This is a genomic window from Arthrobacter sp. JZ12, assembly GCF_035189165.1.
Lineage (GTDB): Bacteria > Actinomycetota > Actinomycetes > Actinomycetales > Micrococcaceae > Arthrobacter_D.
This window is the reverse complement of the sequence record NZ_CP045246.1, coordinates 1241733-1268577: the sequence shown is the minus strand read 5'-3', so window position 1 is coordinate 1268577 and position 26845 is coordinate 1241733. Positions and strand designations below refer to the sequence as shown.

At 64.7% G+C, this 26845-nt stretch carries 27 protein-coding genes; 5 read left to right on the top strand and 22 right to left on the bottom strand.

The window, feature by feature from the left end; translation table 11 throughout:
• Positions 1–24: 24 nt before the first annotated feature.
• Together GC088_RS05900 and GC088_RS05895 are read right to left on the bottom strand one after the other, a co-directional pair.
• A complete protein-coding gene (locus GC088_RS05900; RefSeq protein WP_323961333.1) occupies positions 25–1134 on the bottom strand; it encodes a histidinol-phosphate transaminase in 1110 nt (369 codons plus the stop codon).
• Positions 1135–1237: 103 nt separating this feature from the next.
• Positions 1238–1660 carry a LysM peptidoglycan-binding domain-containing protein gene (locus tag GC088_RS05895; protein ID WP_323961332.1) on the bottom strand — a complete coding sequence of 141 codons (423 nt, stop codon included), beginning with the start codon at positions 1658–1660 and terminating at the stop codon, positions 1238–1240.
• Positions 1661–2016: 356 nt separating this feature from the next.
• On the opposite strand from GC088_RS05895, the gene lexA reads away from it, so the two are divergent.
• Positions 2017–2724 (top strand): transcriptional repressor LexA, encoded by a 708-nt coding sequence (lexA, locus tag GC088_RS05890; protein WP_323961964.1) that lies wholly within the window; start codon positions 2017–2019, stop codon positions 2722–2724.
• Positions 2725–2741: 17 nt separating this feature from the next.
• On the opposite strand, the gene GC088_RS05885 is transcribed toward lexA, so the two are convergent.
• Positions 2742–4766 (bottom strand): ATP-dependent DNA helicase, encoded by a 2025-nt coding sequence (locus GC088_RS05885; RefSeq protein WP_323961330.1) that lies wholly within the window; start codon positions 4764–4766, stop codon positions 2742–2744.
• Entirely contained in the window at positions 4759–6321 is a 1563-nt protein-coding gene (gene hflX, locus GC088_RS05880) for a GTPase HflX (RefSeq protein WP_323961328.1), read from the bottom strand. Before hflX ends, GC088_RS05885 begins: the two co-directional genes overlap by 8 nt.
• Positions 6322–6421: 100 nt before the next feature.
• Here hflX and GC088_RS05875 point away from each other — a divergent pair, with 100 nt between their 5' ends.
• On the top strand, positions 6422–7030 hold the full coding sequence (locus GC088_RS05875) for a class I SAM-dependent methyltransferase (protein ID WP_323961326.1): 609 nt from the start codon (positions 6422–6424) through the stop codon (positions 7028–7030).
• Between the two features lie 19 nt (positions 7031–7049).
• Here GC088_RS05875 and dapF read toward each other — a convergent pair whose 3' ends face one another.
• The 6 genes from dapF to GC088_RS05845 all read right to left on the bottom strand — a co-directional run bounded on the left by dapF (position 7050) and on the right by GC088_RS05845 (position 12658).
• A complete protein-coding gene (dapF, locus tag GC088_RS05870; protein ID WP_323961324.1) occupies positions 7050–7991 on the bottom strand; it encodes a diaminopimelate epimerase in 942 nt (313 codons plus the stop codon).
• Positions 7992–7995: 4 nt separating this feature from the next.
• On the bottom strand, positions 7996–8928 hold the full coding sequence (gene miaA, locus GC088_RS05865; protein ID WP_323961322.1) for a tRNA (adenosine(37)-N6)-dimethylallyltransferase MiaA: 933 nt from the start codon (positions 8926–8928) through the stop codon (positions 7996–7998).
• Between the two features lies 1 nt (position 8929).
• Positions 8930–10369, bottom strand: a complete 1440-nt coding sequence (gene miaB, locus GC088_RS05860; protein ID WP_416377519.1) for a tRNA (N6-isopentenyl adenosine(37)-C2)-methylthiotransferase MiaB — start codon at positions 10367–10369, stop codon at positions 8930–8932.
• Positions 10370–10529: 160 nt separating this feature from the next.
• On the bottom strand, positions 10530–11132 hold the full coding sequence (locus tag GC088_RS05855; protein WP_323961320.1) for a regulatory protein RecX: 603 nt from the start codon (positions 11130–11132) through the stop codon (positions 10530–10532).
• Between the two features lie 6 nt (positions 11133–11138).
• Complete coding sequence (gene recA, locus GC088_RS05850) at positions 11139–12203, bottom strand: recombinase RecA (protein WP_323961318.1); 1065 nt, start codon at positions 12201–12203, stop codon at positions 11139–11141.
• 236 nt (positions 12204–12439) lie between these two features.
• Positions 12440–12658, bottom strand: a complete 219-nt coding sequence (locus GC088_RS05845; protein ID WP_323961316.1) for a DUF3046 domain-containing protein — start codon at positions 12656–12658, stop codon at positions 12440–12442.
• A 42-nt stretch (positions 12659–12700) separates the two neighbouring features.
• Here GC088_RS05845 and GC088_RS05840 point away from each other — a divergent pair, with 42 nt between their 5' ends.
• Complete coding sequence (locus tag GC088_RS05840) at positions 12701–13174, top strand: MarR family winged helix-turn-helix transcriptional regulator (protein WP_323961314.1); 474 nt, start codon at positions 12701–12703, stop codon at positions 13172–13174.
• A gap of 92 nt (positions 13175–13266) precedes the next feature.
• On the opposite strand, the gene GC088_RS05835 is transcribed toward GC088_RS05840, so the two are convergent.
• From GC088_RS05835 to dapA, 6 genes are all read right to left on the bottom strand, one after another.
• Positions 13267–13707 carry a helix-turn-helix domain-containing protein gene (locus GC088_RS05835; RefSeq protein ID WP_323961312.1) on the bottom strand — a complete coding sequence of 147 codons (441 nt, stop codon included), beginning with the start codon at positions 13705–13707 and terminating at the stop codon, positions 13267–13269.
• An 84-nt stretch (positions 13708–13791) separates the two neighbouring features.
• On the bottom strand, positions 13792–14316 hold the full coding sequence (locus GC088_RS05830) for a CinA family protein (RefSeq protein WP_323961310.1): 525 nt from the start codon (positions 14314–14316) through the stop codon (positions 13792–13794).
• A complete protein-coding gene (pgsA, locus tag GC088_RS05825; RefSeq protein WP_323961309.1) occupies positions 14313–14903 on the bottom strand; it encodes a CDP-diacylglycerol--glycerol-3-phosphate 3-phosphatidyltransferase in 591 nt (196 codons plus the stop codon). The genes GC088_RS05830 and pgsA overlap by 4 nt, the downstream gene beginning before the upstream one ends.
• Before the next feature lie 9 nt (positions 14904–14912).
• A complete protein-coding gene (locus GC088_RS05820) occupies positions 14913–17726 on the bottom strand; it encodes an FtsK/SpoIIIE family DNA translocase (RefSeq protein WP_323961307.1) in 2814 nt (937 codons plus the stop codon).
• Positions 17727–17777: 51 nt separating this feature from the next.
• Positions 17778–19469: a ribonuclease J gene (locus GC088_RS05815; RefSeq protein WP_323961305.1), complete on the bottom strand. Its 1692-nt coding sequence runs from the start codon at positions 19467–19469 to the stop codon at positions 17778–17780.
• An 18-nt stretch (positions 19470–19487) separates the two neighbouring features.
• Positions 19488–20411 (bottom strand): 4-hydroxy-tetrahydrodipicolinate synthase, encoded by a 924-nt coding sequence (dapA, locus tag GC088_RS05810; protein ID WP_323961303.1) that lies wholly within the window; start codon positions 20409–20411, stop codon positions 19488–19490.
• 43 nt (positions 20412–20454) lie between these two features.
• Between dapA and GC088_RS05805 the strand changes: the two genes are divergently transcribed.
• Positions 20455–21639 (top strand): heparan-alpha-glucosaminide N-acetyltransferase domain-containing protein, encoded by a 1185-nt coding sequence (locus tag GC088_RS05805; RefSeq protein ID WP_323961301.1) that lies wholly within the window; start codon positions 20455–20457, stop codon positions 21637–21639.
• Between the two features lie 16 nt (positions 21640–21655).
• On the opposite strand, the gene GC088_RS05800 is transcribed toward GC088_RS05805, so the two are convergent.
• From GC088_RS05800 to glp, 6 genes are read right to left on the bottom strand one after another with little or no spacing between them, the layout of a single operon-like run.
• Positions 21656–22123 carry a hypothetical protein gene (locus GC088_RS05800; RefSeq protein ID WP_323961299.1) on the bottom strand — a complete coding sequence of 156 codons (468 nt, stop codon included), beginning with the start codon at positions 22121–22123 and terminating at the stop codon, positions 21656–21658.
• Between the two features lie 17 nt (positions 22124–22140).
• Positions 22141–22899 (bottom strand): 4-hydroxy-tetrahydrodipicolinate reductase, encoded by a 759-nt coding sequence (gene dapB, locus GC088_RS05795; protein ID WP_323961297.1) that lies wholly within the window; start codon positions 22897–22899, stop codon positions 22141–22143.
• Positions 22900–22955: 56 nt separating this feature from the next.
• The gene (locus tag GC088_RS05790) at positions 22956–23387 is read right to left on the bottom strand and encodes a molybdenum cofactor biosynthesis protein MoaE (protein WP_323961294.1); all 432 of its coding nucleotides are present in this window, start codon (positions 23385–23387) and stop codon (positions 22956–22958) included.
• Positions 23377–23859, bottom strand: a complete 483-nt coding sequence (locus GC088_RS05785; protein WP_323961292.1) for a MogA/MoaB family molybdenum cofactor biosynthesis protein — start codon at positions 23857–23859, stop codon at positions 23377–23379. Before GC088_RS05785 ends, GC088_RS05790 begins: the two co-directional genes overlap by 11 nt.
• Positions 23856–24335 (bottom strand): cyclic pyranopterin monophosphate synthase MoaC, encoded by a 480-nt coding sequence (moaC, locus tag GC088_RS05780; protein WP_323961290.1) that lies wholly within the window; start codon positions 24333–24335, stop codon positions 23856–23858. The genes GC088_RS05785 and moaC overlap by 4 nt, the downstream gene beginning before the upstream one ends.
• Positions 24332–25645, bottom strand: a complete 1314-nt coding sequence (gene glp, locus GC088_RS05775; RefSeq protein ID WP_323961288.1) for a molybdopterin molybdotransferase MoeA — start codon at positions 25643–25645, stop codon at positions 24332–24334. Before glp ends, moaC begins: the two co-directional genes overlap by 4 nt.
• 127 nt (positions 25646–25772) lie before the next feature.
• On the opposite strand from glp, the gene moaA reads away from it, so the two are divergent.
• Entirely contained in the window at positions 25773–26843 is a 1071-nt protein-coding gene (gene moaA / locus GC088_RS05770) for a GTP 3',8-cyclase MoaA (RefSeq protein ID WP_323961286.1), read from the top strand.
• The last annotated feature ends 2 nt before the right edge of the window (positions 26844–26845 follow it).

The following is a 26845-nucleotide window of genomic DNA, read 5'->3' as shown; positions in this document are numbered from 1 at the left end:
CCCGCGTATGCATCCGCGTCCAGTCTAGGAGACGCTTGGACGGATAAGGGATTCGAGAGTCTCGAGGAAGATGCTGGTCTCTTTCTCGGTTCCCGCAGTCACCCTCAGGTGGTTGGGGATGCCGACGTCACGGATTAAGACCCCTGCATCGAGCAAGCCCTGCCAGACCGCCCGCGGGTCCTCGAGCCCACCGAACAGCACGAAGTTCGCGTCCGAAGGAGCCACAGTCAGTCCCATGCCTGTCAGCTCGGTGACGATCCGGTCCCGCTGGCGTTTGATCTCGTTCACGTTGGCGAGCAACCTGTGGGAGTGCGTGAGGGCAGCAACTGCGGTGGCCTGGGTAACTGCCGAAAGGTGGTAAGGAAGCCGGACCAGCCTCAGCGCGTCGGCGATCTCCGGCGCTGCCGCCAGGTAACCGAGCCGTGCTCCGGCAAGCGCGAAGGCCTTGCTCATGGTCCTTGACACAATGAGGCGCTCCCGTCCGGGAAGCAGTTCCAGGGCGCTGGGCGTTCCCTCGTGGGAGAACTCTGCGTAGGCTTCATCGACGATGATGATGGCCTGGGCGGCCTCTCCGGCGTCGTAGACCTCGGCGACGACCTCTTGGGTCAGCGCCGTCCCGGTGGGGTTGTTCGGGCTACATAGGAACACCACGTTTGCGCCGGTAGCTGCCACCTCTTCGGCGGCCGAGCGAGCGTCCAGGTTGAAGTTCTCCTGCCTGCTGCCCGTTACGTAAGCGGTGCCGGTGGAGCCCGCGAGCAGCGGGTACATGGAGTAGGTAGGCGGAAAACCGAGGGCGCTCCGGCCAGGGCCGCCGAATGCCAGCAGGATGTGCTGCAGGACCTCATTGGAGCCGTTCGCGGCCCAGATATTGTCAGCCGTGAGCCCGTGACCCAGGTAGTGCGCGAGGTGCTCCCGAAGGACGGTGAACTCCCGGTCCGGGTAGCGGTTGAGGCCGGAAACGGCCTCCTGCACGGCTTCGACAATGGCCGACCGGACGTCCTCCGGCACACCGTACGTATTCTCGTTGACGTTCAGCAGTATGGGCACATCGAGCTGTGGTGCCCCATACGGACGAAGTCCGCGCAGGTTCTCCCGGAGTGGTAGTCGGCCAAGGCGTTCAAGCTGATCGGTCACCACCAGAGTTTAATGCCCCGCAACCGGCAACCAACAATCGGCGGTAGCGGACTGCGATGTTACGGCAGCGAAAGTTCTGCTGTCCCGGCGAAAGAGAAGGTGATCAGGGCTGCGCTACGGGAATGTGAAGGGACTGGCCCGCCTGGACAGTCGATGAGTTCAGCGCGTTGAGCTCAACGATCTCCTCAACCACGGCACGGGGATCGCGTTGCGGCGCATACTCTGCTGCCAGGGACCACAGGGTTTCACCGGCGGCAACGTTGACGTGAACGGTGGACGTGAAATTCCCCGGGGAGGACGACGCCTGCGCCTGTGAAGTGAAGAATGCACCGACAACAAGCGAAGCAGCCGCAAGGAGTGAAAGGGGCAGGGCCACCAGGACCAACCAGCCGCGCCTGGTTAGGCGCAGAGGCGATACAACAGGCCTAGGTTCCTCGCGGGGTGTACGCGCCGGGCCTGCCTGTGCGACTGCGGTGAGGCGTGCCCCTGAGAAGGGAGAGTGTCCGGCGATATCTAGCGTCGACATGGTGTCTTGCCTTTCTGGTGGACCGTCCAGAGCTTTTTTCGAAGCTATGTTCTATTCCTGCGTTTATTTCTAGCACCTATGAACTAATAATGTCGAGACTCGCTCGAACAAATGTTTGAAAAGGCCCACCCGCTGACCTAGCGTTACTGGCAAGGGTGAAGGTCCGGCCGCTTCGGGAACCAGCTCATCACCCACCACCGACAAAACAGGTTGGGGAGCCGGCACCACCGGCAACGCCGGTTCACTGGTAACAGGGAAGGCACCGGCAACAACGTCTCCCAGCCGTAGGAAAGGGATGGCAATTCGTGGCAGATCTCAGTGCGGCAGAGGGTGTGGCCGAGGTTCCCGGCGCGGCCATCAAGCGCGGGCGGGGACGCCCGCGGGGTCGTGCCACGCCAAAAGGACTGACTCCTCGGCAGAAGAAGATTCTCGAGACCATCCAGCGCAGCGTGGCCGCCCACGGCTACCCGCCGTCAATGCGTGAAATCGGCGACACGGTTGGGCTTGCCAGCTTGTCCAGCGTCACGCACCAGCTCGCTCAGCTTGAGCGGATGGGATACATCCGCCGGGACCCCAAGCGTCCCCGCGCAATGGAGATCCTGCTGCCTCTGACCCTCGCGGAGGACGCCCCCCGCGAGGCGCCCGACTTGACTGTGGCCGATCCCGAGCTGTCGCCGTCGTCAGCTGTTGATGCAGCGATGGTTCCCCTGGTTGGCCGAATCGCGGCCGGCGGTCCCATCCTCGCCGATCAACTCGTTGAGGACGTCATGCCGCTGCCGCGCCAACTGGTTGGGCACGGTGAGCTTTTCATGCTCCGGGTTTCGGGAGATTCAATGATCGACGCCGCAATCTGTGACGGCGACTGGGTGGTTGTACGCCGTCAGAACAATGCTGAGAACGGCGATGTCGTCGCTGCGCTGCTTGATGACGAAGCTACGGTGAAAACCTTCCGGCAGCGCGACGGCCACACCTGGCTTTTGCCGCAGAACACCAGCTATGAACCGATCCTCGGCGACCATGCAACGATCATGGGCAAGGTCGTATCAGTGATGCGGGCTCTCTGACGCTTCCGTGAACAGCGCTAGGCCGGCTGCGCTGACGCGGCCAGTCTCGACAGGATCGCCAGTGCGGTGGACCTGTCAGTCGTGGGCCAAAAGGGCGGCAGCGCGGCCCGAAGGAACCCACCATAGGCCGCGGTTGCAAGGCGGGAGTCAAGAACGGCCACCATCCCGCGGTCGCCGCTTGCCCGGATCAGTCGCCCCGCCCCCTGGGCGAGGCGGACTGCTGCATGGGTCGCCGCGACGCTCATGAAGCCGTTCCCTCCATTCTTCGCGACGTTACGGGTACGTGCGGTCATCAGCGGGTCGTCCGGACGAGGGAACGGGATTCGGTCGATGACCACCAACCGGCACGAATGACCCGGCACATCCACGCCCTGCCACAGTGACATTGTCCCGAACAGGCAGGTATCAGGCTCCTCAGCGAACTGCTTCACGAGTGCAGACATGGAGGACTCGCCCTGGCAGAGGATGTCGACGTCGACTCGTGCACGCAGTGCCTCTGCGGCCTCCTCCGCGGCCCGCCGGGAGGAAAATAGTCCCAGCGCTCCCCCGTGCGAGGCCTTGAGGAGCGCGGTGAGTTCGTCCAGTTGTTCTTCCGATGTGGACCGGCCAGGCTTCGGGAGGTCTTTCGCCACATAGAGAACGCCCTGCTTCGGATAATCGAACGGGCTTCCCACGTCCACGCCGGTCCAGGACGGCGCTCCCTCACCTGCGAGCCCAAGTGCACCGGCGACCGGTCCGAATTCGGATCCGATAGCAAGGGTTGCTGAGGTGAGCACGACCGTGTGGTCCTCGAACAGGCCCTGTCGCAGGCGTCCGGCCACCGACAACGGCGCAATGCTGATGGTGGCCGGCGCGGAATCATCCGCCGGCGAATACCCGGATCCGGGAGTGAAGCTGCTTGGTCGGCTTGCCCAGAGCACCTCATTGGCGCTGCCGGCAGCGACCATCCGTTCGCAGAGTTCGAGAATCATCAGAAGGCGTGACCGTGCCATCTGCCTCCCGCCGTCGGCCGCCTGTCCAGAGCCGTCCGACGCGGACTCCGACAGCGCCAACCGGCAGGCTTCACGCAACTGCACCAGTGAGAATTCCTGCGCCTCGTTCAGGCCTGCCGCCATCAGGCCGCTCGGCTGTGCGTCGAAGGCGTCCTCGAACGCCCGCTGCGCCGCATTCAGGACGTCTGTATCCACACCGAGGTGACGGCGCGCTGCTGTTGTTGCGGCGGCCACGAGGGAGCCCGAGAGCTGGCCGGACACCGCCGATGTAACGCGGTCATGGAGCTCATGCGCCTCATCGATGACCACCACGTCGTGCTCAGGGAGGACGGCAAGGCCCTCGAACGCATTGATGGCAAGCAGGGCGTGATTGGTGATCACGATGTCTGCCTGGCCGGCCTTCTCCCGGGCGAGCTCGCTGAAGCATTCTTCCGCTACCGGACACTTCTGGGCGCCGAGGCATTCCATGCTCGATACCGATACCTGCCGCCAGGCGCGATCGCTGACACCGGGCAGCAGTTCGTCCCGGTCCCCCGTCTCCGTCTCCTCAGCCCATTCGCGTAGCCGCACAATCTCCCGTCCCAGGGGCGTGGACGGCCCGGCCGCCGGGTGCGGTGCTGCGGATTCACCGTCCAAGGCGAACAGCGTGCCTGATTCGTCGTCGTCGGGAAAGCCGCCCGCGGTCTTGTGCCGGCAGACGTAGTTGCTCCGTCCCTTGAGCAAGGCGACGTTGACGGGGCGCGGCAGGGAATCACGCAGGGTCTCCAGGAGCCGTGGGAGGTCACGGTTGACGATCTGCGCCTGCAGGGCGAGCGTAGCCGTCGACACGATGGAGGTTGTGTCGGACCGGACGGCATGAGCGATGAGCGGCAGGAGGTACGCCAGTGACTTTCCGGTGCCGGTACCGGCCTGCACCAGCAAATGTCTGCCTGACTGAATGGCCTCCTCAACCTGGCGCACCATCTCGTGCTGCCCGCTCCGCCGCTGGCCGCCCATCGCTTCCACGACGTCATCGAGCAGTTCGAGGGGATCGACCTGCCCGTCAGCCATGTCGGACGAATTGCTCCAGTTCCGAGGCGAGGCCTTCCCTAACCATCACGTCTACCTCGGTCCCGTCCTCGACGTGCTCCAGTCGCAGGATCTCGGCGTCCGGCTGGTGCAGCCGGCTCACAACGTCTCCGCGCTGGTAGGGCACCAGGAGGTTCAGCTTGACGGTGGGGCGCGGAATCGACTTTCCGATGAGGTCCATCAGGTCCTCAATCCCCTGCCCGGTGCGGGCGGAGACAATGACGTGGCGCGGTTCGCGCTGCCGCAGCCGTTCCAGCACAAACGGATCGGCGGCGTCGGCTTTGTTGAGGACAACGATCTCGGGGACCTTCCGGGCGTCCACCTCGGTGAACACCTCCCGGACAGCGGCGATCTGGCCTTCGGGATCCGGATGGGAGGCATCCACCACGTGCAGGATCAGGTCCGCGTCAGCAACCTCCTCCAACGTGGAGCGGAAGGCCTCAACCAGCTGGGTGGGCAGCGAGCGAACGAATCCGACGGTGTCGGCGAGCGTGAACTCCAGTCCGTCCGGTGTCTGCGCGCGGCGGATTGTCGGATCGAGGGTGGCGAACAGGGCGTTCTCGACGAGCACCCCCGCGTCCGTCAGACGGTTGAGCAGCGAGGACTTGCCGGCGTTGGTGTACCCGGCGATGGCGACGGATGGCACCTCATGACGACGGCGGTTGGCCCGCTTGGTCTCGCGCGCCGGCTTCATCCCCGAGATTTCGCGGCGAAGCTTGGCCATGCGGGTACGGATCTTGCGGCGGTCCAGCTCGATCTTGGTTTCACCGGGACCGCGTGAACCCATGCCGGCACCGGCACCACCGACCTGGCCACCGGCCTGCCGGGACATCGACTCACCCCAGCCGCGAAGGCGCGGTAGCAGGTACTCAAGCTGCGCAAGTTCAACCTGCGCCTTGCCCTCGCGGGACTTGGCATGCTGCGCGAAGATATCGAGGATCAGCGCGGTCCGGTCAATGACCTTGACCTTCACGATGTCCTCGAGTCCGCGCCGCTGCGAGGGGGCAAGCTCGCTGTCGACGATCACGGTGTCAGCACCTGTTGCCATGACGATGCTCTTGAGTTCCTCTGCCTTGCCCGCTCCGAGAAAGGTTCCGGGGTCGGGCTTGAGACGGCGTTGGATGATGCCATCGAGGACTTCGGACCCGGCGGTCTCGGCGAGGGCAGCCAATTCCCGCAGGGAGTTCTCCGCTTCCTCGACTGTGCCTTCGCTCCAAATTCCCGCCAGGACTACGCGCTCAAGGCGCAACTGCCGGTACTCGACCTCGGTGACGTCCTCGAGTTCCGTGGACAGACCCGCGACGCGCCGCAACGCACGCCGTTCCTCCAAGTCCTGCTGCTCGCCGTCGAACGCGCTGTGTTCTTCTTCCAAATCCGACAGCGCCTGTGCGCGCGCGGAGGCTGCGCCGCCGAAACGGCTGACGGCTCCGCTGGGGGATGCGGGATCCTTGGCAAGTATCCGGTCTATGACAGCCTGGATTTCCTCCGGGCCCATTTCCGGCTCGGGCGTTGCCGACGCTCCGTGATGTGTGGTCATACTCTCCCTAGTTATCTGTCTTTCCATGGTAGTCCGCGGACCCGGCATCGTGGGCGTAATTCTCTGAGCGCGAATCCCTGGCACATTAGGCTGGAGCATTATGGATTCGCAGCACTATTTCAGCGCCGCGCCCTCCGGGCCGGACAACCGCCGCCCACTGCGGGTGGTTCTCGACGGATGGGAACGGGACCTTCTGACCTCCGGGGGCATCTTCAGCCCGGACGGGATCGACAAGGGCACCGCTGTGCTGTTGTCGGAGGTGCCGAAGCCTGAGGGCGCTCAACTGCTGGACATCGGCTGCGGATGGGGCCCGATTGCGCTGACCATGGCGCTGCAGGCGCCGGGCGCCCAGGTGACCGCGATTGACGTCAATGAGCGGTCACTGGCGCTGACACGGGAAAACGCCGCGCGTTTGGAGCTGGGTAACGTAACCGCGGTCCTGCCCGACGACGTCGACCCGGGCCTCACCTTCGACACCATCTGGTCAAATCCGCCGATCCGCATCGGGAAGGAAGCCCTTCATGAGCTCCTCCTGCGCTGGCTCCCCCGCCTCTCCGTGGGAGGCACGGCCTGGCTGGTTGTCCAGAAGAACCTGGGCTCGGACTCCCTGCAGCGGTGGTTGGCTACCGAACTTGCAGGCGGCTACGACGTCGGACGAGCTGCCTCGGTGAAGTCCTTCCGTATCCTGAAAGTCACGCGCCGCGCCTGATGAGGCTCAGTTGAATGTCTCAGTTGAAGGTTCCGCTGGCGACCAGGACGGCCGGACCACTCAGGTGGACATGCTCTACGCCGTCCTGTCCGGGATGGAAGCGGACACCGACGGTGCCGCCTGGAACAGTGACGTTCCAGACGGCGGGCGCGTCCTTCCCGGCCCAGAACCGGGTGGCCGCCGCCGCCGCGCATGCACCCGTTCCGCAGGACAGCGTTTCACCGACGCCGCGCTCATGCACGCGCATGCTGACCTCACCGATGCCGTCGCGCATCAACGGGTCGTGCGGCACGACAAATTCCACGTTGGTGCCGTGCGGTGGCACCGGCTCCACACGGGGTGCATCGATCAGGCGGGTGGCGCGCAGCTCAGAGAATTCGGCGAGGGCAACAACAGTATGCGGGTTACCCATGCTGACCGAGAGAGCCGGACGTGCAACCTCCAGACCGTCGGCTTCCACCAGTGAATCGGTCCCTCGGCCCTGCGCCGCTTCGGGGTAAATGAACGCCCAGGGACCCATGTCCACCGAGTAGCCGTCCGCCGACCGCTCTACGATCTTTACTCCCCCGCGTGTTCCAACGGCGACTGCGGCCCCCGGTTCAAGAGCAATAAGTCCCCGACTGATCAGGAAATGCACGAAGACGCGCACCCCGTTGCCGCACATTTCCGAGACGGATCCGTCAGCGTTCCGGTAGTCCATGAACCACTGTGCTTCCGGGCTGCCCTGCAGCAGGGCCCGCCCCTCCGGAAGCATCGACGACGGTACGGCCCTGATGAAGCCGTCAGCTCCGATCCCTCGGTGCCGGTCGCAGGCAACCGCAACATCAGCGGCCGACAGTTCGATGGAACCGTCCGGGTCGGCGACGAGGATGAAATCGTTCCCCGTGCCGTGGCCCTTGCTGAAGGCGATGCCGGACAGCGCGGTGCGGGCGGTTGATGCGGTCTGGGATGCTGTGGTCACCGTTCTAGGATAGGGGCCCGGAGCGTCGAAGGGCGCTCAGCACGTGATCGAGCAGCCCTGGATCGAGCCAGTCGAACCACTGCACGCGCTCGTCAGCACGGAACCAGGTGAGCTGGCGCCTGGCGAACCGACGCGTGGCGTTGATGGTGTCCTCTGCCGCCTCCGCAACAGACCATTCGCCGTCGAGCACGCGCAGGAACTGGCCATAGCCCAGAGCGCGCGCCGCAGTACGTCCTTCGCGGAGGCCGTTGGCCTCCAGTTCACGCACCTCGTCCAGTAGGCCGCGTTCCACCATCGCGTGAACACGCTTCGCCAGTCGTTCCCGCAGTACATCCCGGTCGACCTGGAGCCCGAACTGGACAGCGGGTTGGTGATAGACGCGCTGCGGCATGTAGGAGCTGAAAGGCCGCCCGGTGATCTCGAAGACCTCCAGGGCGCGGACGATGCGTCGGTCGTCGCCCAGCCGGGCACCGGACACCGGATCCACCTCCGCGAGACGGGCGCGCAACGCGGCCGTTCCCACCATTTCGATCTCATCCTCGAGCCTTGCGCGCACTTCTGCGTCGGTGGGCGGGAACTCAAGCTCGTCGAGCGCGGCCCGCACGTACAGCCCGGATCCGCCGACCAGTATGGGGACGGCGCCTCGGGAGCGGACGTCGGCGATTATCGCCCTGCTGCGCTGCTGAAACCATGCGACGCTCACCTCCTCACGGACATCAAGGACGTCCAGGAGGTGGTGCGGTATGCCGGCCCGCTCCTCCGCTGTGACCTTCGCAGTCCCGATGTCCATTCCCCGGTAGAACTGCAGCGCGTCGGCGTTGATGACCTCACCACCGACCGCCTCTGCCAGCGCTATGCCCAGTTGGGACTTCCCTGACCCGGTGGGACCGACGACGGCTATCAGCGGCACTGCCTCCGGCACCTGTTGTTTGGGCACCCTAGCTGCGGCGGACGGGCAGCGAGGGCATCCCGAGGGAAACGCCCTTGCCGGTGCCGGATGCAGGAGTAGGCACTGCACAGGACTCGGCCTGGGAGCGATCCCAGGCGTCGCCCGCCCGCGAACGCCGGAGTGAGTAGTCCTGGATGGACGGGTCGGCAATCAGGTGGAAGGGAGCTGCCTGGGTCACCGTCACAGTGACGAGGTCTCCAGGGCGCGGGGTTTCAGCGCCGTCGGGCACTGAGAAGTGCACCAGGCGCTGGTCGCGGGCACGACCGCTCAGCCGGTGGGTTTCGTGGGCCTTGCGGCCCTGCTGTGCGGTGACGAGCACCTCCACCTGCCGACCCACCTGCGCGGCGTTCTCTTCTCCCGAGATACGGTCCTGGAGTTCGATCAGACGCTCGTAACGCTCCTGCACGACAGCCTTGGGAAGCTGGTCCGGAAGCTCAGCAGCAGGCGTTCCGGGCCGCTTCGAGTACTGGAAGGTGAAGGCCGTGGCGAAGCGCGACTGCTCCACTACCCGGAGGGTCTCCCTGAAGTCCTCCTCCGTCTCCCCCGGGAAACCGACAATGATGTCCGTGGAGATTGAGGCATGCGGCATTTTCGCCCGGACCCTGTCCAGAATCCCGAGGAACTTTTCGGACCGGTAGGAGCGACGCATGGCCTTCAGGATGCGGTCAGAGCCTGACTGCAGGGGCATATGCAACTGGGGAGCCACGTTCGGCGTTTCGGCCATGGCGTCGATCACGTCGTCCGTGAAAGCTGCCGGATGGGGGCTTGTGAAGCGGACGCGTTCGAGGCCTTCAATATCGCCGCATGCGCGGAGCAGCTTCGCGAATGCGCCGCGGTCCCCGAACTCCACTCCGTAGGAGTTCACGTTCTGGCCCAGGAGCGTCACTTCGATGGCACCATCTGCGACCAGCGCTTCGATCTCCGCGAGAATGTCACCCGGACGCCGGTCCTTCTCCTTGCCGCGGAGCGACGGCACGATACAGAAGGTGCAGGTGTTGTTGCAGCCCACGGAGATGGAAACCCACCCCGAGTACACAGAATCTCGCTTGGTGGGGAGGGTTGACGGGAACACGTCCAGAGATTCGAGGATCTCCAACTGGGCTTCCTCGTTATGGCGTGCCCGTTCGAGGAGCGCGGGGAGCGCACCGATGTTGTGCGTTCCGAAAACGGCGTCAACCCACGGGGCCTTGCTCAGGATCGTGTCACGATCCTTCTGTGCGAGGCATCCGCCCACGGCGATCTGCATTCCCGGCCGGGCCTGCTTGATGGGGGCGAGCTGGCCGAGGTTCCCGTAGAGCTTGTTGTCTGCGTTTTCCCGCACGGCGCACGTATTGAACACAACGACGTCGGCCTGCGCGCCCTGTGCTGCCTCGCTATAGCCGGCGCCCTCCAGCAGGCCCGCAATGCGTTCGGAGTCGTGCACGTTCATCTGGCAGCCGAAAGTACGCACTTCATACGTGCGAGCAACGGTTGAAGCGGGGGCCAGCGGCACGGTCAAGGAGGAGGAAGCAATGGTGGAACTCACCCATTAAGGGTACGGCCCACCGCCTGCTGCCCCAATCCAATGCCGGCACCGGCAGGCGGGGGCTTCAGTCGGAGTCGAGGATGTCCTTGACGATGGCGAAGGAGACAGACGGTCCGTAGCCCTTGCGCGCAAGCATGGACACCAGGCGGCGTACCTGCTTGTCGCGTTCAACCGGGTCGGACGGGTCGGCGAGCGGCCGCAGCTTCCGCCGCACCAGTTGTTCTGCTGCATCCCGTTCATCCTCGTCGGTGCGCTGGGAGAGGGCGTCCTCGGCGAGGTCTCCGGTAATCCCCTTCTCAGCCAATTCCCGTTTGATCGCCGACCTCGCCAAGGAACGGGTCTGGGCGCGGCTCCGAACCCACATCCGAGCAAATTCAGCGTCGTCCACCAGCTGGACCTCTTCATAACGGTCCAGTACCTGAACGGCCACCTCCTCCGGAACACCGCGTTCGAGGAGCTTCACGTGGAGTTGATGGCGGCTGCGAGGGGCCATGGAGAGTTGCCGCAGCACAATCGAGCGCGCGACCTCGTGCGGGTCCGCCTCTGGGGTCTGGTCTGCGGCGGAGCCAGGCGTGGGCCCGGCAGATCCCCGTCGTCTGGAAGTACGCCCCTCCCGGGCACCTCGGCTGGATGCACCGGGGAGCGGCGTTTCAAAGCTTTCCTGCATGGAAAACTAGCGACCCTCGGTGCCGACAGCTTTCAACTTGGGCCCGTCCTGTGGCTGCGCAGCCTCTTCTCCGGCTCCACCGACACCCAGTTTCTCTCGAATCCGCTGCTCCAGCTCATCGGCGAGGTCAGGGTTGTCTATCAGGAACTTGCGGGCGTTCTCCTTGCCCTGACCCAACTGGTCGCCGTCGTAGGTGAACCATGCACCCGACTTCTTGACAAGCCCGTTCTCCACCCCGACGTCGATCAAACCACCCTCACGGGAGATTCCATAGCCGTAGAGGATGTCGAATTCCGCCTGCTTGAACGGCGGCGCCATCTTGTTCTTGACGATCTTCGCGCGTGTCCGGTTTCCTACCGGGTTGGTGCCTTCCTTGAGCGTCTCGATTCGGCGCACATCAATGCGCACCGATGCGTAGAACTTCAGTGCCTTACCACCGGTTGTTGTCTCAGGGCTTCCGAAGAAGACACCGATCTTCTCACGCAGCTGGTTGATGAAGATGGCCGTGGTTTTGGTTTGGTTCAGCCGGCCGGTGATCTTGCGCAGAGCCTGGCTCATGAGGCGAGCCTGCAGGCCAACGTGGCTGTCCCCCATCTCGCCCTCGATTTCAGCGCGCGGAACCAGGGCGGCCACGGAGTCGATGACGATGATGTCGATGGAGCCGGAGCCGACCAACATGTCCATGATCTCCAGCGCCTGCTCACCGGTATCAGGCTGAGAGACCAGCAGCGCGTCTGTATCCACGCCCAGCTTCTTGGCGTACTCAGGGTCCAAAGCGTGCTCGGCGTCGATGAACGCGGCGATACCGCCGTTGCGCTGTGCGTTGGCTACCGCATGCAGCGCCACCGTGGTTTTACCTGAGGACTCAGGCCCGTAGATTTCCACGACGCGGCCGCGCGGCAATCCACCAATCCCTAGAGCTGCGTCCAGGGAGATCGAACTGGTGGAAATGGTCTCGATGGGAGCGCGAACCTCGTCACCGAGGCGCATCACGGATCCCTTGCCGTACTGCTTGTCGATCTGGGCCAACGCGGCTTCAAGGGCTTTTTCGCGATCGGCTGGTGCAGGCATTGTTCACCTCGATTATTCAGTGGCCGCCAGGGCCCGTTTAGTGTTCCTCTTGACCGTAGCGTTCGGGTCCGACAGTTTGTCCGCGAGAGAATGTATGTGGACATCCCGAAGAAAAATGCCGGGCTGTGGAGAACGTGTGGCGGCGAAGATTATCTAGCTTCAGCTTAGTCCCGAACCGAACACATATTCGATTGAATGCCCGGCGTGTTCCGGGATTCTTCCGGGGGGGCGCGCAGCTAGCGCGGCTTCACGTCCCGGCCAAGCCTTCGGTGCTCAGGTACGTCCTGCATTTCGCACACCGACAACCACACAACCTTCGGATCTATCCCCGCACGCAGCGCCTCGGCGGGCGTGCGGTCGCCGAGGCCGGACAGGTGCAGGGTCTCGGCGAGGGTGCGTGAATAGGCAGGACCAAACTCATCGTCCATCAACCGCCAGAAGTCGCTCGTACGCATGCCGCGCCTGCCCTTTCCCTGATAAACCCTAGAATGAATCGCATGACTGTGGACCGCCATGAACCCGATGCCTCCGTCGATGCTGCCGTTCAGGCGTTGGAGCAGCAGCTCAGTATGCTGTGGCGGCGCGCCCGGTCCAACTCCTACAAGGTTGCGCGTCGGGTTCATCCTGATATGGAGCCTGCTGCCTACGGGCTGCTGGTCATCCTACAGCGGGAAGGATCAATGCGCCTGACCGACCTCGCAGCCAGCATCGGCGTGGGCAAGCCTTCGGTGAGCCGGCAGATCGCGATGCTCGAACAACTCGGCCTCGTGCAGAAGACAGCCGATCCGCTGGACGGACGCGCCCAGTCGATCAGTCTCACGGAAGACGGCCTGCGTCAGCTTTCGGCGGCCCAGGAGGCACGGAAGGAAGCCTTCCATCATCTGATGGAGGATTGGAGCGTCGATGACGTCACCACACTCGGAAACCTCATTGCCCAGCTCAACGACACCTACACCCGGGACAACTGGTAGGCCCCGCCGGAACTTGCCTGTCCTAACCGGCTACAGCAATGGAACAGGAGGCCCGCCAGACGGCGGGCCTCCTGTTTATGTAAGTTCGGGGATCAGTTCTTGGTTGCGGCCAGTCCCCTGCTGAAGCCGTCGGTGAAGTCCTCCGGGATTTCTCCACCGAACTGCTGGGAGAACTCCTGGGGAACCGTGTCAGGGACAGCTACACCTTCCGCCTCGGCGAGGCGGTCACTGACCTCGCGAAGCATCATTGACAGAGGGACGTCGAGAGCGGCGCAGATGGAGGACAGCAATTCCGAGGATGCTTCCTTCTGACCCCGCTCCACCTCGCTAAGGTAGCCGAGGGAAACTCGGGCGCTATGCGACACTTCCCTGAGCGTACGGCCCTGGCGCTGGCGGACGTCACGAAGGACATCTCCAATTTCGTGGCGTAATACGACCATCTTGCGCTCCTTCGGCTTACGTTGCGGATCTTCTGCCAACCCCACATCCCGCCAACGGATCACGCCGTTTACGGATACGGGTTGCTTTACCATGTGTATCGCCTAACTCCCTTTCGCGGGCTGTTGTACAGCCGTCTGATTTAAGCCTAGCCCGTGCGCGCATTCTGTGCTTGGCACTTATTGATAACTATTCTGGGCGCCCCTTTGTTCCCGGAGCGTCTCTTCGAGGACTTCCACCAGCAACTTCAGGGCTGCTTCACAGGCTTTTTTACGGATTCCCGCCCGATCGCCGCCAAACCTGTGCTCCTGCGAGATTCTGCGGTTCTCCGTGACCACTGCAACAACCACCACGCCGACTTCCTTCCCTTCGTGCGGCTCCGGTCCTGCCACTCCGGTGGTCGCGACGCCGACATCGGCCCCGCAGGATCGACGCGCACCCGCCGCCATCTGCTCGGCAACAGACGGATCAACAGCACCGACTCGTGCAAGGAGTCCTGCCTCCACACCCAGCAGGGATGCCTTCAGATCCCGGTGATAGGAGACGACGCCACCCCGGAGCACGGCGGACGCTCCCGGGACCGTGGCGAGAGCAGCAGCGACCATACCCGCCGTCAACGATTCCGCAGTTGCCACCGACAGCCCCAACCGGCGAGCCTTGTCGATTGCCTCTTCCGCAGCCGGTCCCTTGGAGTATGGCGTCACGGGAGCGGGTTGCGCGCTGAACGGCGCAGGCGGATCGCCTGGAGCACGTAGTCGACGCCGGTCACTACCGTGATCACGACGGCTGCCATCATCGCCACGATGGCCGGCCACTGAGCCCAACCCCCGAGTGCCGCCTGCACCAGGTAAAGGAAGATGGCGAGAGTCTGGACCACGGTCTTCAACTTGCCGCCCCGCGAAGCCGGCATCACGCCGTAACGGATGACCGCGAACCGCAGCAGGGTGATTCCGAGCTCCCGCACCAGGATGACAAGAGTCACCCACCACCACAGTTCACCCAGCACCGAAAGCAGGATCAGGGCCGAACCGATCAGGAGTTTGTCCGCGATCGGGTCGGCGATCTTGCCGAAGTTGGTGATGAGGCCCCGGCTACGGGCGAGGTCCCCGTCCAGCTTGTCCGTGTAGATGGCCACCGCGAACGTGGCCACTGCCAGCCAACGGAACATCCCGCCGTCGCCCGCGTCAGCGAGGAGGAACCAGATGAAGAACGGAACCAGGATGATGCGCACGACCGTCAGGACGTTCGCCACATTGAGAACGGGCACTGCCCCGGAGTCAGCGTTACTCACGGATCAAGGCTACCTGCCCGTCAGTTCCCAGGCGTCTTCGGAGCCGTCGTCGTCTCCGTCGTGGTAGTCCACGGCCTGCGGGCGGGAGTCGAGATCCTCGGCCACCAGGTCGGCGCCTGCCGACGGGTAGGACGCCGTTTCGGAATCGGAAGCCGCCGCAACCGGAGGCGGATCATCACCACGCATTGCTGCCAGCACCGGCGCAAGGTCATCAGGCTTCACGAGGACGTCGCGAGCCTTCGAGCCTTCGGACGGTCCGACTACGCCACGGGATTCCAGGAGGTCCATCAGGCGGCCGGCCTTGGCGAATCCGACCCGCAGCTTCCGCTGAAGCATGGAGGTGGACCCGAACTGCGTGGTCACCACCAACTCGGTGGCCTGCAGCAGAACCTCGAGGTCGTCGCCGATGTCGTCATCGATCTGCTTCTTCGGTGCTTCGACGGCGACGTCGTCCCGGTAGACAGCCTTGAGCTGCTCCTTGACGTGCTCCACGACGCGATGAATTTCCGACTCGGTCACCCAGGCGCCCTGCACACGCATGGGCTTGGACGCTCCCATCGGCAGGAACAGAGCGTCACCCTGGCCGATGAGTTTCTCTGCGCCGGGCTGGTCCAGGACAACACGTGAGTCTGTGACCGACGACGTGGCGAATGCCATGCGCGACGGAACGTTTGCCTTGATCAGGCCGGTGACGACGTCGACCGAGGGACGCTGCGTCGCAAGGACCAGGTGGATACCGGCTGCACGCGCCAGCTGGGTGATACGCACGATCGAGTCTTCGACATCGCGCGGAGCGACCATCATCAGGTCGGCCAACTCGTCCACGATCACCAGCAGGTACGGGTATGGTCGCACCACCCGCTTGGAGTCCGGCGGCGGCACAACCTTGCCGTTGCGGACTGCCTTGTTGAAGTCGTCGATGTGCTTGTAGCCGAAGTTCGCGAGGTCGTCATACCGGGTATCCATCTCCCGCACCACCCATTGCAGCGCCTCGGCCGCCTTCTTGGGGTTGGTGATGATCGGGGTGATGAGATGCGGCACGCCCTCATAGGCAGTGAGTTCAACGCGCTTCGGATCCACCATGATCATGCGCACCTCGTCCGGGGTGGCCCGCATGAGCAGCGAGGTGATCATCGAATTCACGAAGGACGACTTGCCCGCGCCGGTAGCGCCGGCAACCAGCAGGTGGGGCATCTTCGCGAGGTTTGCAACCACGAATCCGCCCTCAACGTCCTTGCCCACACCCATCACCATCGGGTGGTCCGTCTTGCGGGCATTCCCGGAGCGCAGCACATCGCCAAGGGAGACGGTTTCGCGGTCGGTGTTGGGAATCTCGATACCGATTGCGGACTTCCCCGGAATGGGGGACAGGATGCGTACGTCCGAGCTCGCCACCGCATATGCGATGTTCTTCGAGAGGGCCGTGACCCGCTCCACCTTGGTACCCGATGCCAGCTCGATCTCGTAGCGCGTCACGGTTGGTCCGCGGGAGAAGCCGGTCACCTTCGCGTCAACATTGAATTGCTCGAGGGTGTGCGTCAGGGCGGCAACGACGGCGTCGTTGGCTTCGGAGCGCTCCTTTGGCGGGGTACCTGCAGGCAGGTAATCGGAGGGCGGCAGCGTATAGGTGACGTCTCCCGCGAGGGAGAGCTGTTCGGTACGCTGCGGAATCGGGGTGGCCGGTGCCTGTGGCTGGACCGGGTTGGAGGGAACCTGCGCCGGTTTCACAGCGGGAGCGCCGGCGGCCGGCAGCACGGATATGGCCTCGGTGGCAGGCTCTGGGTTCCCCAGACCCTGGTTACGGCGGATCTTTTCGGTGGCCAATTCCTGCTGTGTAGGCCGGCGCACGCCCGGCGGAACTGCGGGAGGCGCTTGCGCCGCCTCCCCGTCGTCGTCGAGCACGGCACGTTCGAAGGCTTCGTCGCCAGCGTAGCCGTCCGGTTCCTCGTCCTGTTCCGCCGACTTCTTCCCGCCGAACAGGCGGGCCTTCTTCTTGGGCTTCCGCGGTGCCCGGTCGCGGTCGGACAGGTAACTCTGATCGTGCTCGTCCGCGTCCCTGTCATCGCCCTGGTGCGGGCTCTGGCCCATCAGGTGTTCGTACAGGTTCCGCAGCCGGGAGGGAATGTGGCGGAACGGCGTGGCCGTCACGATGAGGATGCTAACGAAGAGCAGGAAGGCCAGCACTACCGCTACCGGCCAGGCGGAGATGACGGCCGACGCCGGACCCGCGACCAGGTAGCCGACCACTCCACCGGCACGCCACAGCGGATCAAGGCCCTCGTGCAATGCCGGCTGACCGCCGACCAGATGCGCGATGCCCGCTCCCGCCACGGCCATGACCGTGAGCCCAATGCCGATGCGGTTGTTGGCACGGGGCGCTTCCGGGTACCTGAACAGGCGAACCGCGCCGATCAGGAGCATGAGGGGCAGCAGCAGCGCCATCCAGCCCACCGAGCCGCCTGCGACCGCGTGAATGCCGTCAGCAACCGGGCCCGTTAGCGCCCACCATTCGACGCTTGCAACTGCTACTGCACACAGAAAGAGGAAGAAGCCGGTGCCGTCGCGACGAAGATCTTTCGGCGGCTGGACGTCATGCCCGAACTTCCGGATGGCAGCCGCCACGAGATGCGCGAGCCCCATCCAGAAGCCGCGCACGGCACGCAGGGGCAGTGGCAATTTCTCCTCTGGAGTGGGCAGCGGCTGGGTCTTGCTGTTGACGCGGCTGGAACCACGGCCGGATGCAGCCGTGCTGCGTGTTCGCGACTGTTGCGGACTTCGCGGCTGCTGACCCCGCGAAGAAGGAGGGGAAGTACGAGTCGCCATACCCGCTACGCTACCGGACCCCACCCCTGATTCCCGGGATTAGCACGCCAGCTAGGCCTCCAGCACTACCGGGATGATCATGGGCCGGCGCCGATAGCGGCGGTTGACCCAGGTACCAACAACACGGCGCACCACCTGTTGAAGCTGATGGGTGGTGTGGTCCTTGTTGCTCATCACAGCATCGGCGAGGGCGGTGCTGATCTTCGGAATGATGTCGTCGAATACCGAGTCGTCTTCGGCGAACCCGCGGGCGTGGATATCCGGGCCGGACACGATGGTGCCGGTGCTGCGGTTGACGACGGTGATGATCGAGATGAAGCCTTCCTCACCAAGGATGCGCCGGTCCTTCAGGTCCGCATCCGTGATCTCGCCGATGCTGGAACCGTCCACGTAGACATAGCCGCACTCCACCGCTCCCACGATCCGTGCTACGCCGTTCTTCAGGTCGACGACGGAACCGTCGTCTGTCTGCAGGACGTTCTCGCTCGGGATACCGGTCTGTATTGCAAGATTGCCGTTGGCGATCAGGTGCCGGGTCTCGCCGTGAACGGGCATCACGTTCTTCGGCTTGAGGATGTTGTAGCAGTAAAGCAGCTCGCCGGCTGCGGCATGGCCTGAGACGTGCACCCTGGCGTTGCCCTTGTGGATGACGTCTGCACCGAGCTTGAGAAGCCCGTTGATGACGCGGAAGACGGCGTTTTCGTTGCCCGGAATCAGGGATGAGGCGAGGATGACCGTGTCACCCTTGCCGACCGTGATGGGGTGGTCGCCATTGGCCATACGGGACAGCGCCGCCATCGGTTCCCCCTGGGAGCCGGTGGACATCAGCACGAGGCGGTCATCAGGAATGTTGTCGACGTTCTTCACGTCCACCAAAATTCCCTCGGGTACCCGGAGATAACCGAGCTTCGCGGCGATTGACATGTTTCGGACCATCGACCGTCCCGCAAAGCACACGAAGCGTCCATGTGCCTCGGCTGCATCAAGCACCTGCTGTACCCGATGGACGTGGGAAGAAAACGAAGCGACGATGACACGCTTGTGCACCTGGCCGAACAGCCGGTCCAGTTCCGGGCCGATCTCCCGTTCTGCCGTGGTGAAACCGGGAACGTCCGCGTTGGTCGAGTCGACCATGAACAGGTCGACTCCCTCCTCCCCCAGGCGGGAGAAGGCCCGCAGGTCAGTGATGCGGCCGTCGAGCGGCAGCTGGTCCATCTTGAAGTCGCCGGTGTGCAGGACAGTCCCGGCTTCCGTCCGGATGAACACAGCGAGAGCGTCAGGTATTGAGTGGTTCACGGCAACGAACTCACACTCGAAGGGCCCAAACTGCTCGATTTGCCCTTCGGACACCGTGAGCGTGAAAGGACGGATCCGGTGCTCCTGCAGCTTGGCCTCGATCAGCGCGAGCGTCAGCTGCGAGCCGATCAGCGGAATGTCCTCCTTCAGCCGCAGGAGGTAGGGCACTGCTCCGATGTGATCTTCGTGCCCATGAGTCAGGACAACACCGACAACGTCGTCGAGGCGGTCCTCGATGTAGGAGAAGTCAGGAAGGATCAGGTCAACGCCCGGCTGCGTTTCTTCGGGAAACAGAACTCCGCAGTCCACGATCAGCAATTTCCCGCCGATCTCGAAGACAGCCATATTCCGGCCTATCTCCCCAAGACCGCCGAGTGGGACGATCCTGAGCGTTCCCTCTTCAAGCGCGGGCGGCGGAACGAGTGCTGTACCTGCGAGTTCTGTCATACTGTGGCCTTTCGGAGACTAGCGGTTGGAGCCCTCGGCGAAGTCCCAGCCGGCCTCAGCGAGGTCGGCGAGGACCGGTTCCATTTCGACGGCGGTGGGCTCGACAAGCGGCAGCCGCACTACTGAGTTGGACAGTACGCCCTGCATCCGCAGGATCTGCTTGGCCGAAATTGCGCCGGGAATGTGCGTCATGACCGCGCGCACCACGGGATCGAGTTCGAAATGGATCTTGCGTGCGGTTGTGTAGTCGCCCGCGGACGCCGCGTCCACCAGGGCGCGGAACTGAGCGGTCGCTACGTGCGCACTGACGCTGACAACTCCGACGGCGCCGGCGGTCATCCAGGGCAGGGTAAGTCCGTCGTCGCCGGCGTAGACATCCAGGTCGGTGTTGGCGAGGACCCGGGTTATATCTGCGAAGTCGGCCTTGGCGTCCTTCAGGGCAAGGATCTTCGGATGGTCCGCGAGACGGATCATGGTCTCCGTCGTGATGGGGATACCCGCCCGTCCAGGGATGTCGTAGATCATGATGGGCAGGTCCGATGCCTCTGCCACGGCGTCGAAATGGGCCAGCACACCCGCCTGTGTGGGCTTGTTGTAGTACGGGGTAACCACCAGCTGGGCATCGGCGCCGGCGCGCTGGGCGCGTCGGGCCATCTCCACGGAGTGGGAGGTGTGATTGGTTCCGGTGCCAGCGATGACCTTTGCGCGCCCGTTCACCGCTTCCGCAACCACGCGGAACAGGTCTTCCTTCTCCTGGTCCTCCAGCGTGGAGGTCTCTCCGGTGGTGCCGGAGATGACCAGGCCGTCACATCCGTCTGCGACGAGCCGGTCCGCGAGGGCCGCCGTCGAATCGAAGTCGACAGCGCCGTCGGCTGTAAAGGGAGTCACCATTGCGGTGACGAGGGAGCCGAACGGAAGAGAGCGAATGTCGGAGGGAGCCATAGGTCAAACTTACCCGCTGGAGCGGGCGTGAGAACATTCCATCATGGCCACCAGACAATCCCCGGGACGCCTCAGCGGAATCGATGCGGCAAGGGGCATCGCCCTCTTCGGCATGATGTCCACGCACGTTTTTCCGCTGTACGTGGACTCAACAGCGGACCCGTCCTGGATCGGCCTGACCTTCTCCGGACGTTCGTCGGCGCTCTTCGCGCTCGTTGCCGGAATCGGCCTCGCACTGCTCACCGGCGGCTACCGCCAGCACAACAGCGCGGGCATCTCGCGGGACCGGCGGGGAATAGCAGCCCGCGCCGTCGTAATCGCGATGGTGGGGCTGATGCTCGGCGGGCTGGAGACCAACATCGCCGTCATCCTGTTCCACTACGGGGTGCTGTTCCTTCTGGCGTTGCCGTTTGTGGGACTTCCGCTGCGAAAGCTGGCGTGGTGGGCGGCAGGCTGGACGCTGCTCTCCCCCGTCGCTGCGTTCCTCCTGCGGCCGTGGGCACAAGCGTCCATCAGCCCTGCGGACCTTGGTGCCAACCCCGCACTCGAACACTTCGGTGAGCCCGCCACGCTGCTGGCCGACATCCTGCTGACCGGCTACTACCCGGCGATCCAGTGGTTGAGCTACCTCCTCATCGGCATGGCGATCGGGCGGCTGAATCTCGCTGCCGCCCCCGTCCAGGTTGGGCTGCTCGCCGGCGGAATCGGGCTGGCCGGTGTGGCGAAGTTCACCAGCGCGCTCCTGCTCGGGCCTCTCGGGGGACTGGAAGCCCTGCTGCAGACTCCCCAGGGGCGCGAGTACAACATCGAGGCGATGATGTCGGTGAGCCTGACCGGGATCGAGCAGAGCGGAACCTGGTTGTGGCTCGCCGTAAGCGCGCCTCACTCCGGTACCCCGCTCGACCTTGCGCACACCGCCGGAACGGCAGCCGCCGTCGTCGGGCTTTGTCTTCTGGTGGCGCGGAAGCTGGAGTGGCTGCTTCTTCCACTTTCAGCGCCGGGCGCCATGACGCTGACCCTTTACTCGCTGCACATCTGGACGATGAGCGTGGTTGACCAGCAGGAACCTGCGCTTGATCCTGCGCCCGTGTATTGGGCGCAGGTGGCCGTATTCGTCGCCCTGGGGCTGCTACTGCGCAGGCTGAACGCGCGCGGCCCGCTCGAGTTCGTTGCGGCGGGCGCCAGCGATGTGGCCAGATCGCCCAGCACCCGGACGAAGAACTCCTAGCCAAGCGGGAGAAGTCCTAGGCAGGTCCCGACGCCGGGCGTCCCCGGTGCAGCTTGGCGGCATGCCGCATGGCGCGGCGGGCGCGCGAACGGTCCCCCGCGGCGTCGTAGGCGCAGGAGAGTCTGAACCAGGCCCGCCAGTCTTCCGGTCGTGCCTCAACTTCCGCCTGGTATGCGGGGAACTGGGCATCGGCTGCTTCCCGAACGATTCGTCCAGCCGGTGTCCGGGGCAGGTCATCCACGGGCAGCCCACCTTCGGAGTGCAGTTGCGAAGCCATGCGCTCCGTCTGTGCTCCGAACAGCAGTTCGCGCACCAAGGCCCAGGCACCGATGAGCGGCAACAGGAGGTACGCGGCCCCCAGTGCTTTGGCGACCGGGTCGGGGTCCGTCAGTAGCAGGATGCTGCGCTGGAATGCCACGACCAGCCAGAACGCAAGAAGCAGCGTGACGAAAACCACGCCGATTTTGACGCGATGTTTCTTCAAGATGTCCACTGCCGGCCTCACGCCTGTAGGTCTAGATAGCCGTCGAGGCCGACGGTCAGACCGGGGTGCGCGGCCACTTCGCGGACACCGAGCAGCACTCCGGGCATGAACGACTCACGATGGAAGGAGTCGTGGCGGATGGTCAACTGCTCGCCGACACCGCCGAAGAGCACCTCCTGATGCGCTACCAGGCCGCGCAGCCGGACTGAGTGCACCCGCACCCCGTCCACATCGCAACCACGGGCGCCGTCGAGCGCGGTCTGGGTGGCGTCCGGACTCGCGGGGACGCCTGCCTCACGCCGGGCACCGGCGATGAGCGCGGCCGTCCGCTCAGCCGTGCCAGAGGGAGCGTCCACCTTGTCCGGGTGGTGGAGTTCGATCACCTCGACGGATTCGAAGTACTTTGCGGCGCGGGCAGCGAAGGCGGTTGCCAGGACGGAGCCCAGCGCAAAATTGGGAGCGATCAGCACACCGACCTCCGGGGCGCCGGATAGCTGCTGCCGCAGCCGGCCAAGCCGCTCGCTGTCCCAGCCCGTTGTCCCAACCACTGCGTGGATTCCGTGCTCGACGGCGAACGCGACGTTCTGCTCGGTGCTGTCCGGCACGGTGAGGTCGACAACCACCCGTGCGCCGGCGGAGACGAGGCCTTCCAGCGAATCCTGCCGGCCGAGGGCCGCCACCAGTTGCAGGTCCTGGGCGTCGTTGATTGCCCTAACGGCCTCGGAGCCCATGCGTCCGGAAGCTCCGAGAACGGCGACGGGAATCTGTGAAGTCATGGGTCTAAGCGTACTGGCCGAGGGCGCCGCTTCCCGGAGCGCAGGCTGTGTTTGACCTAGCCGTCCGCCCCGACCCACTCCACGGTGCCATCTGCGAAGAACTGCTCTTTCCAGATCGGCGCGCGCGCCTTCACCGTGTCAACGAGTTCACTGCAGGCAGCAAAAGCTTCACCCCGGTGTGCGGATGCAACGGCCGCAACAAGGGCAGGGTCCCCGATGGAGAGCGGACCTGTGCGGTGCGATACCCAGATGCGGATGCCATCGTACTTCTCGGCGATTTCGGCGGCGATCTCAGCGATCACCCGCCCCGCCGAGGGGTGTGCGCTGTAACCCAGACGGTCGACCTGGCGCCCGTCGTCGTGGTTGCGGACCACGCCGCCAAACCCGACCACCGCACCGCAGTCGGCCGAGCCCACGAAAGACAGCGCCTGGTTGAGATCAAGGGGCTCATCGGACAGACCCGCGTGCAGAACAGTGCTAGTGCTCATGGTTTCCCTCCAGCTGTGCACAGATATGGTCAAGGATCGGGTCCAGCACGGCGATCCCATCCCTGACCGCCCCTGGCGAACCGGGGAGGTTGATGATGAATGTCTCACCAGCCACTCCCGCATAACCCCGGCTCAGGGCTGCCATAGGTGTCTTTGCGGCACCGGCGCCGCGTACCGCTTCCATGACCCCGGGCAGGGAACGGTTCAGGAATTGTTCGGTGATCTCGGGCGTAACGTCATCGGCGCTGAGGCCGGTGCCGCCGCTCGTGATCAGCACTGAAGGACTTTCATCCAGGCTTTGGGCAATAGCGTCCCGCACAGCTTCACCGTCGGGCACGACGGCGCTGCGCTGCACCCGGTAACCCTTGACGGTCAGCCACTGTTCGAGCAGCGGAGCGCACTCATCCCTATACACGCCGGCGGCTGCGCGGGTGGACGCAATGATGATCGCCGCAGTGCGCTCCCGGCTCATACCGTCCAGTCTCCGCTCTTCCCGCCGGATTTCGCGAGTACGCGGATGTCGGTGACCACGGCGTGCTTGTCCACCGCCTTGATCATGTCGTAGAGCGTCAACGCCGCCACCGACGCCGCGGTCAGGGCCTCCATCTCCACGCCCGTCACCGCTGTGGTCTTGACCGTGGCGCTGACCACGACGGCGGAGCCTCCGGGTTGGAAATCGACAGTGACTTTGCTGAGCGGCAGGGGGTGGCACAGCGGGATCAGCGTGGACGTCTGCTTGGCCGCCATGATTCCGGCAACCCGCGCAACGGCGAGTGCGTCGCCCTTGGGCAGTGCGCCGTCGGAAATAAGGGCGATGACTTCCTGGGTGGTCTGCAGCACGCTCTGGGCTGTAGCTTCCCGCGCAGTGACAGCCTTTGCTGAAACGTCCACCATATGGGCCGAGCCGTCGTCGCGGACGTGGGTGAGCCTGGCGTCGGGCTGAGTCATGTGAGCGCCTCTCGATTGGGGTTGCTGGGATGGAACGGCTGGACCCCGGCGCGCGGTTCGCCCAGGAGCCAGACGGCGACCAGGTCTCCCGCCTCCAGTGCGCCGGTACCAACGGGGAAATGGACGAGCGCATTGGAGCCGGCCAGGGCATGCATTAGGTGGGACCCGGGACCTCCGAGGAGTGCGACGTCGCCGATCCCCTCCCCCTGGCCGGACCGGTCAGTGTAGATACCGCGTCGGACCTGGTGCTTGCTTTCCGGGCTCTGGACATCCTCCGTGAGGCGTGCGGGCAGGCTGATGCGGGTACCCGGTATTCCCGTAACCGTGCCGAGTGCCGGACGCAGGAACATCTCGAAGGACACCAGGGCGCTGACGGGATTGCCCGGGAACCCGAGGAAAGGAATGCCGTTGATCGTGCCGATAGCCTGGGGGCCGCCGGGCTGCATTGCCACCGAGAGGAACTCGACGCTGCTGTCAGTCAGCGCCTGCCTGACCACCTCATAGGCGCCCTGGCTGATACCGCCTGTACTCAGGATGAGGTTCACGGGCCTGCTGATCGACTGCAGTGCGCGCCGGAGCTCTTCGGGCCGGTCCGCAAAGACACTGTGGCGCTGCACCAGCACGCCTGCTTCCTCCAGCGCCGCCTGCAGCAGGGTTGAATTCGCATCGTAAATCTTTCCCGGCTCGGGGTCCGTACCAGGGTCCTGCACCTCATCGCCGGTAGTGAGCAGCAGGACCTGAAAGCGCGGCCGGACTGCCACTGTTGCAAGCCCGCAGGCTGCAATAAGTCCGAGCTGGGCTGGACCGAGCACCGTTCCAGCACGAAGCGCGACATCACCCGCAGACAGGTCGCTGCCAGCCCTTCGGACAAAGAGTCCGTCCTCGACCGATGGCAGATCGACGCGGAACGAAGAGTTGCGGTACTGCTCCGCAGAGGGGAACTGCGGCGGGTTCGCGCGTTCTATGGGTACGACGGCGGCCGCCCCCTCAGGGAGCATTGCTCCCGTCATGATGGGCGCCGCCTGTCCCGGCTGGAGCGGAGCGGGAACGGCTCCCGCCGGAACGGGCTGAGTAACGGTGAGGCGGAGGGGTTCGCCGCTTTGGACGAGGTTTTCCCGGTGCACGGCGTAGCCGTCCATCTGCGAATTGTCGAACGGCGGCAGGCTGACCGGAGCAACCAGGTCTTTGGCAAGGACCCGGCCCCGGGCGGCCGTGAGCGGCAACTGCTCCGCCTGACCGTCGCCGAAGGCGCTGCTGTAACGCAGCAGTCCAAGCACCGCCTGCTGGTGTTCCTCAACTGTTCGTGTCATCACGCCTCGTTGTATCAGCCCGCACGGACATTCCTGCGGTTCAGCTACCAGACTAGTCGTGCGGAGCAGACGCGCCGGGTGTGTACAGCGGATAGAGGCCCGGGTTCAAAGGGCGTAACCTCGACGTATGGGAATCCGACTTGGCACTCCGGGGATTGGCGCGCCGGCCCCCGGCAGCGGCCTCATCGACTCCTACGGTCGCCGGGCCACTGACATGCGCCTTTCGCTGACGGACAAGTGCAACCTGCGCTGCACCTACTGCATGCCTGCCGAGGGACTGGACTGGCTGCCGAAAGACCAGGTTCTCAGCCGGGAGGAAATCGTCCGTCTGGTGGGCGTCGGCGTCGACCTGCTCGGGATCCGCGAACTGAGGCTCACCGGCGGCGAGCCGCTCGTACGGGCGGACCTGGTCGAGATCATCGCGGACATTCGCCGCCGACACCCGAACCTGCCGGTGTCTCTGACCACCAATGGGCTCGGTCTGGACAAGAAAGCCCAGCGGCTCAAGGACGCGGGACTGACCAGAATCAACGTCTCGATGGACTCCCTCCATCCGGATACGTTCGCGCAACTGACCCGCCGGCCCTTCCTCGACAGGGTGCTGCGCGGAATCGAGGCGGCTGCCGCCGTCGGGCTTGACCTGGTGAAGATCAACGCCGTCCTGATGCGGGAAATCAACGACCACGAGGCTCCGGACCTTCTCGAATGGGCGGTGTCACGGGGATTCGAACTGCGCTTCATTGAGCAGATGCCACTCGATGCCGATCACGGCTGGACCCGGGAGGGCATGGTAACCGCGGCGGAGATTCGGGACCGCCTCTCCGTCCGTTTCCTCCTGACCCCCGACCCGCGCAACCGCGACGGCGCTCCCGCTGAACGCTGGGAGGTCCGCAGGCCCGACGCGCCGGAGGTCGTAGTCGGCGTTGTCGGCATCATTGCCTCCGTCACTGAACCTTTCTGCTCCGACTGCCGGCGCACGCGCGTCACCGCCGAAGGAAAAATCATGAGCTGCCTCTTCTCACGTGAGGAGACGGACCTGCGGGACCTGCTCCGCTCCGGGGCCGACGACGCCGCCATCGCCCGCCGCTGGCAGGAGGCGATGTGGGCCAAGCCGAAGGCGCATGGGATGGGCCACACCGGCCTGGGCGCTGATGACTTTGTTCAGCCGGACCGCTCGATGAGTGCGATCGGCGGCTGACA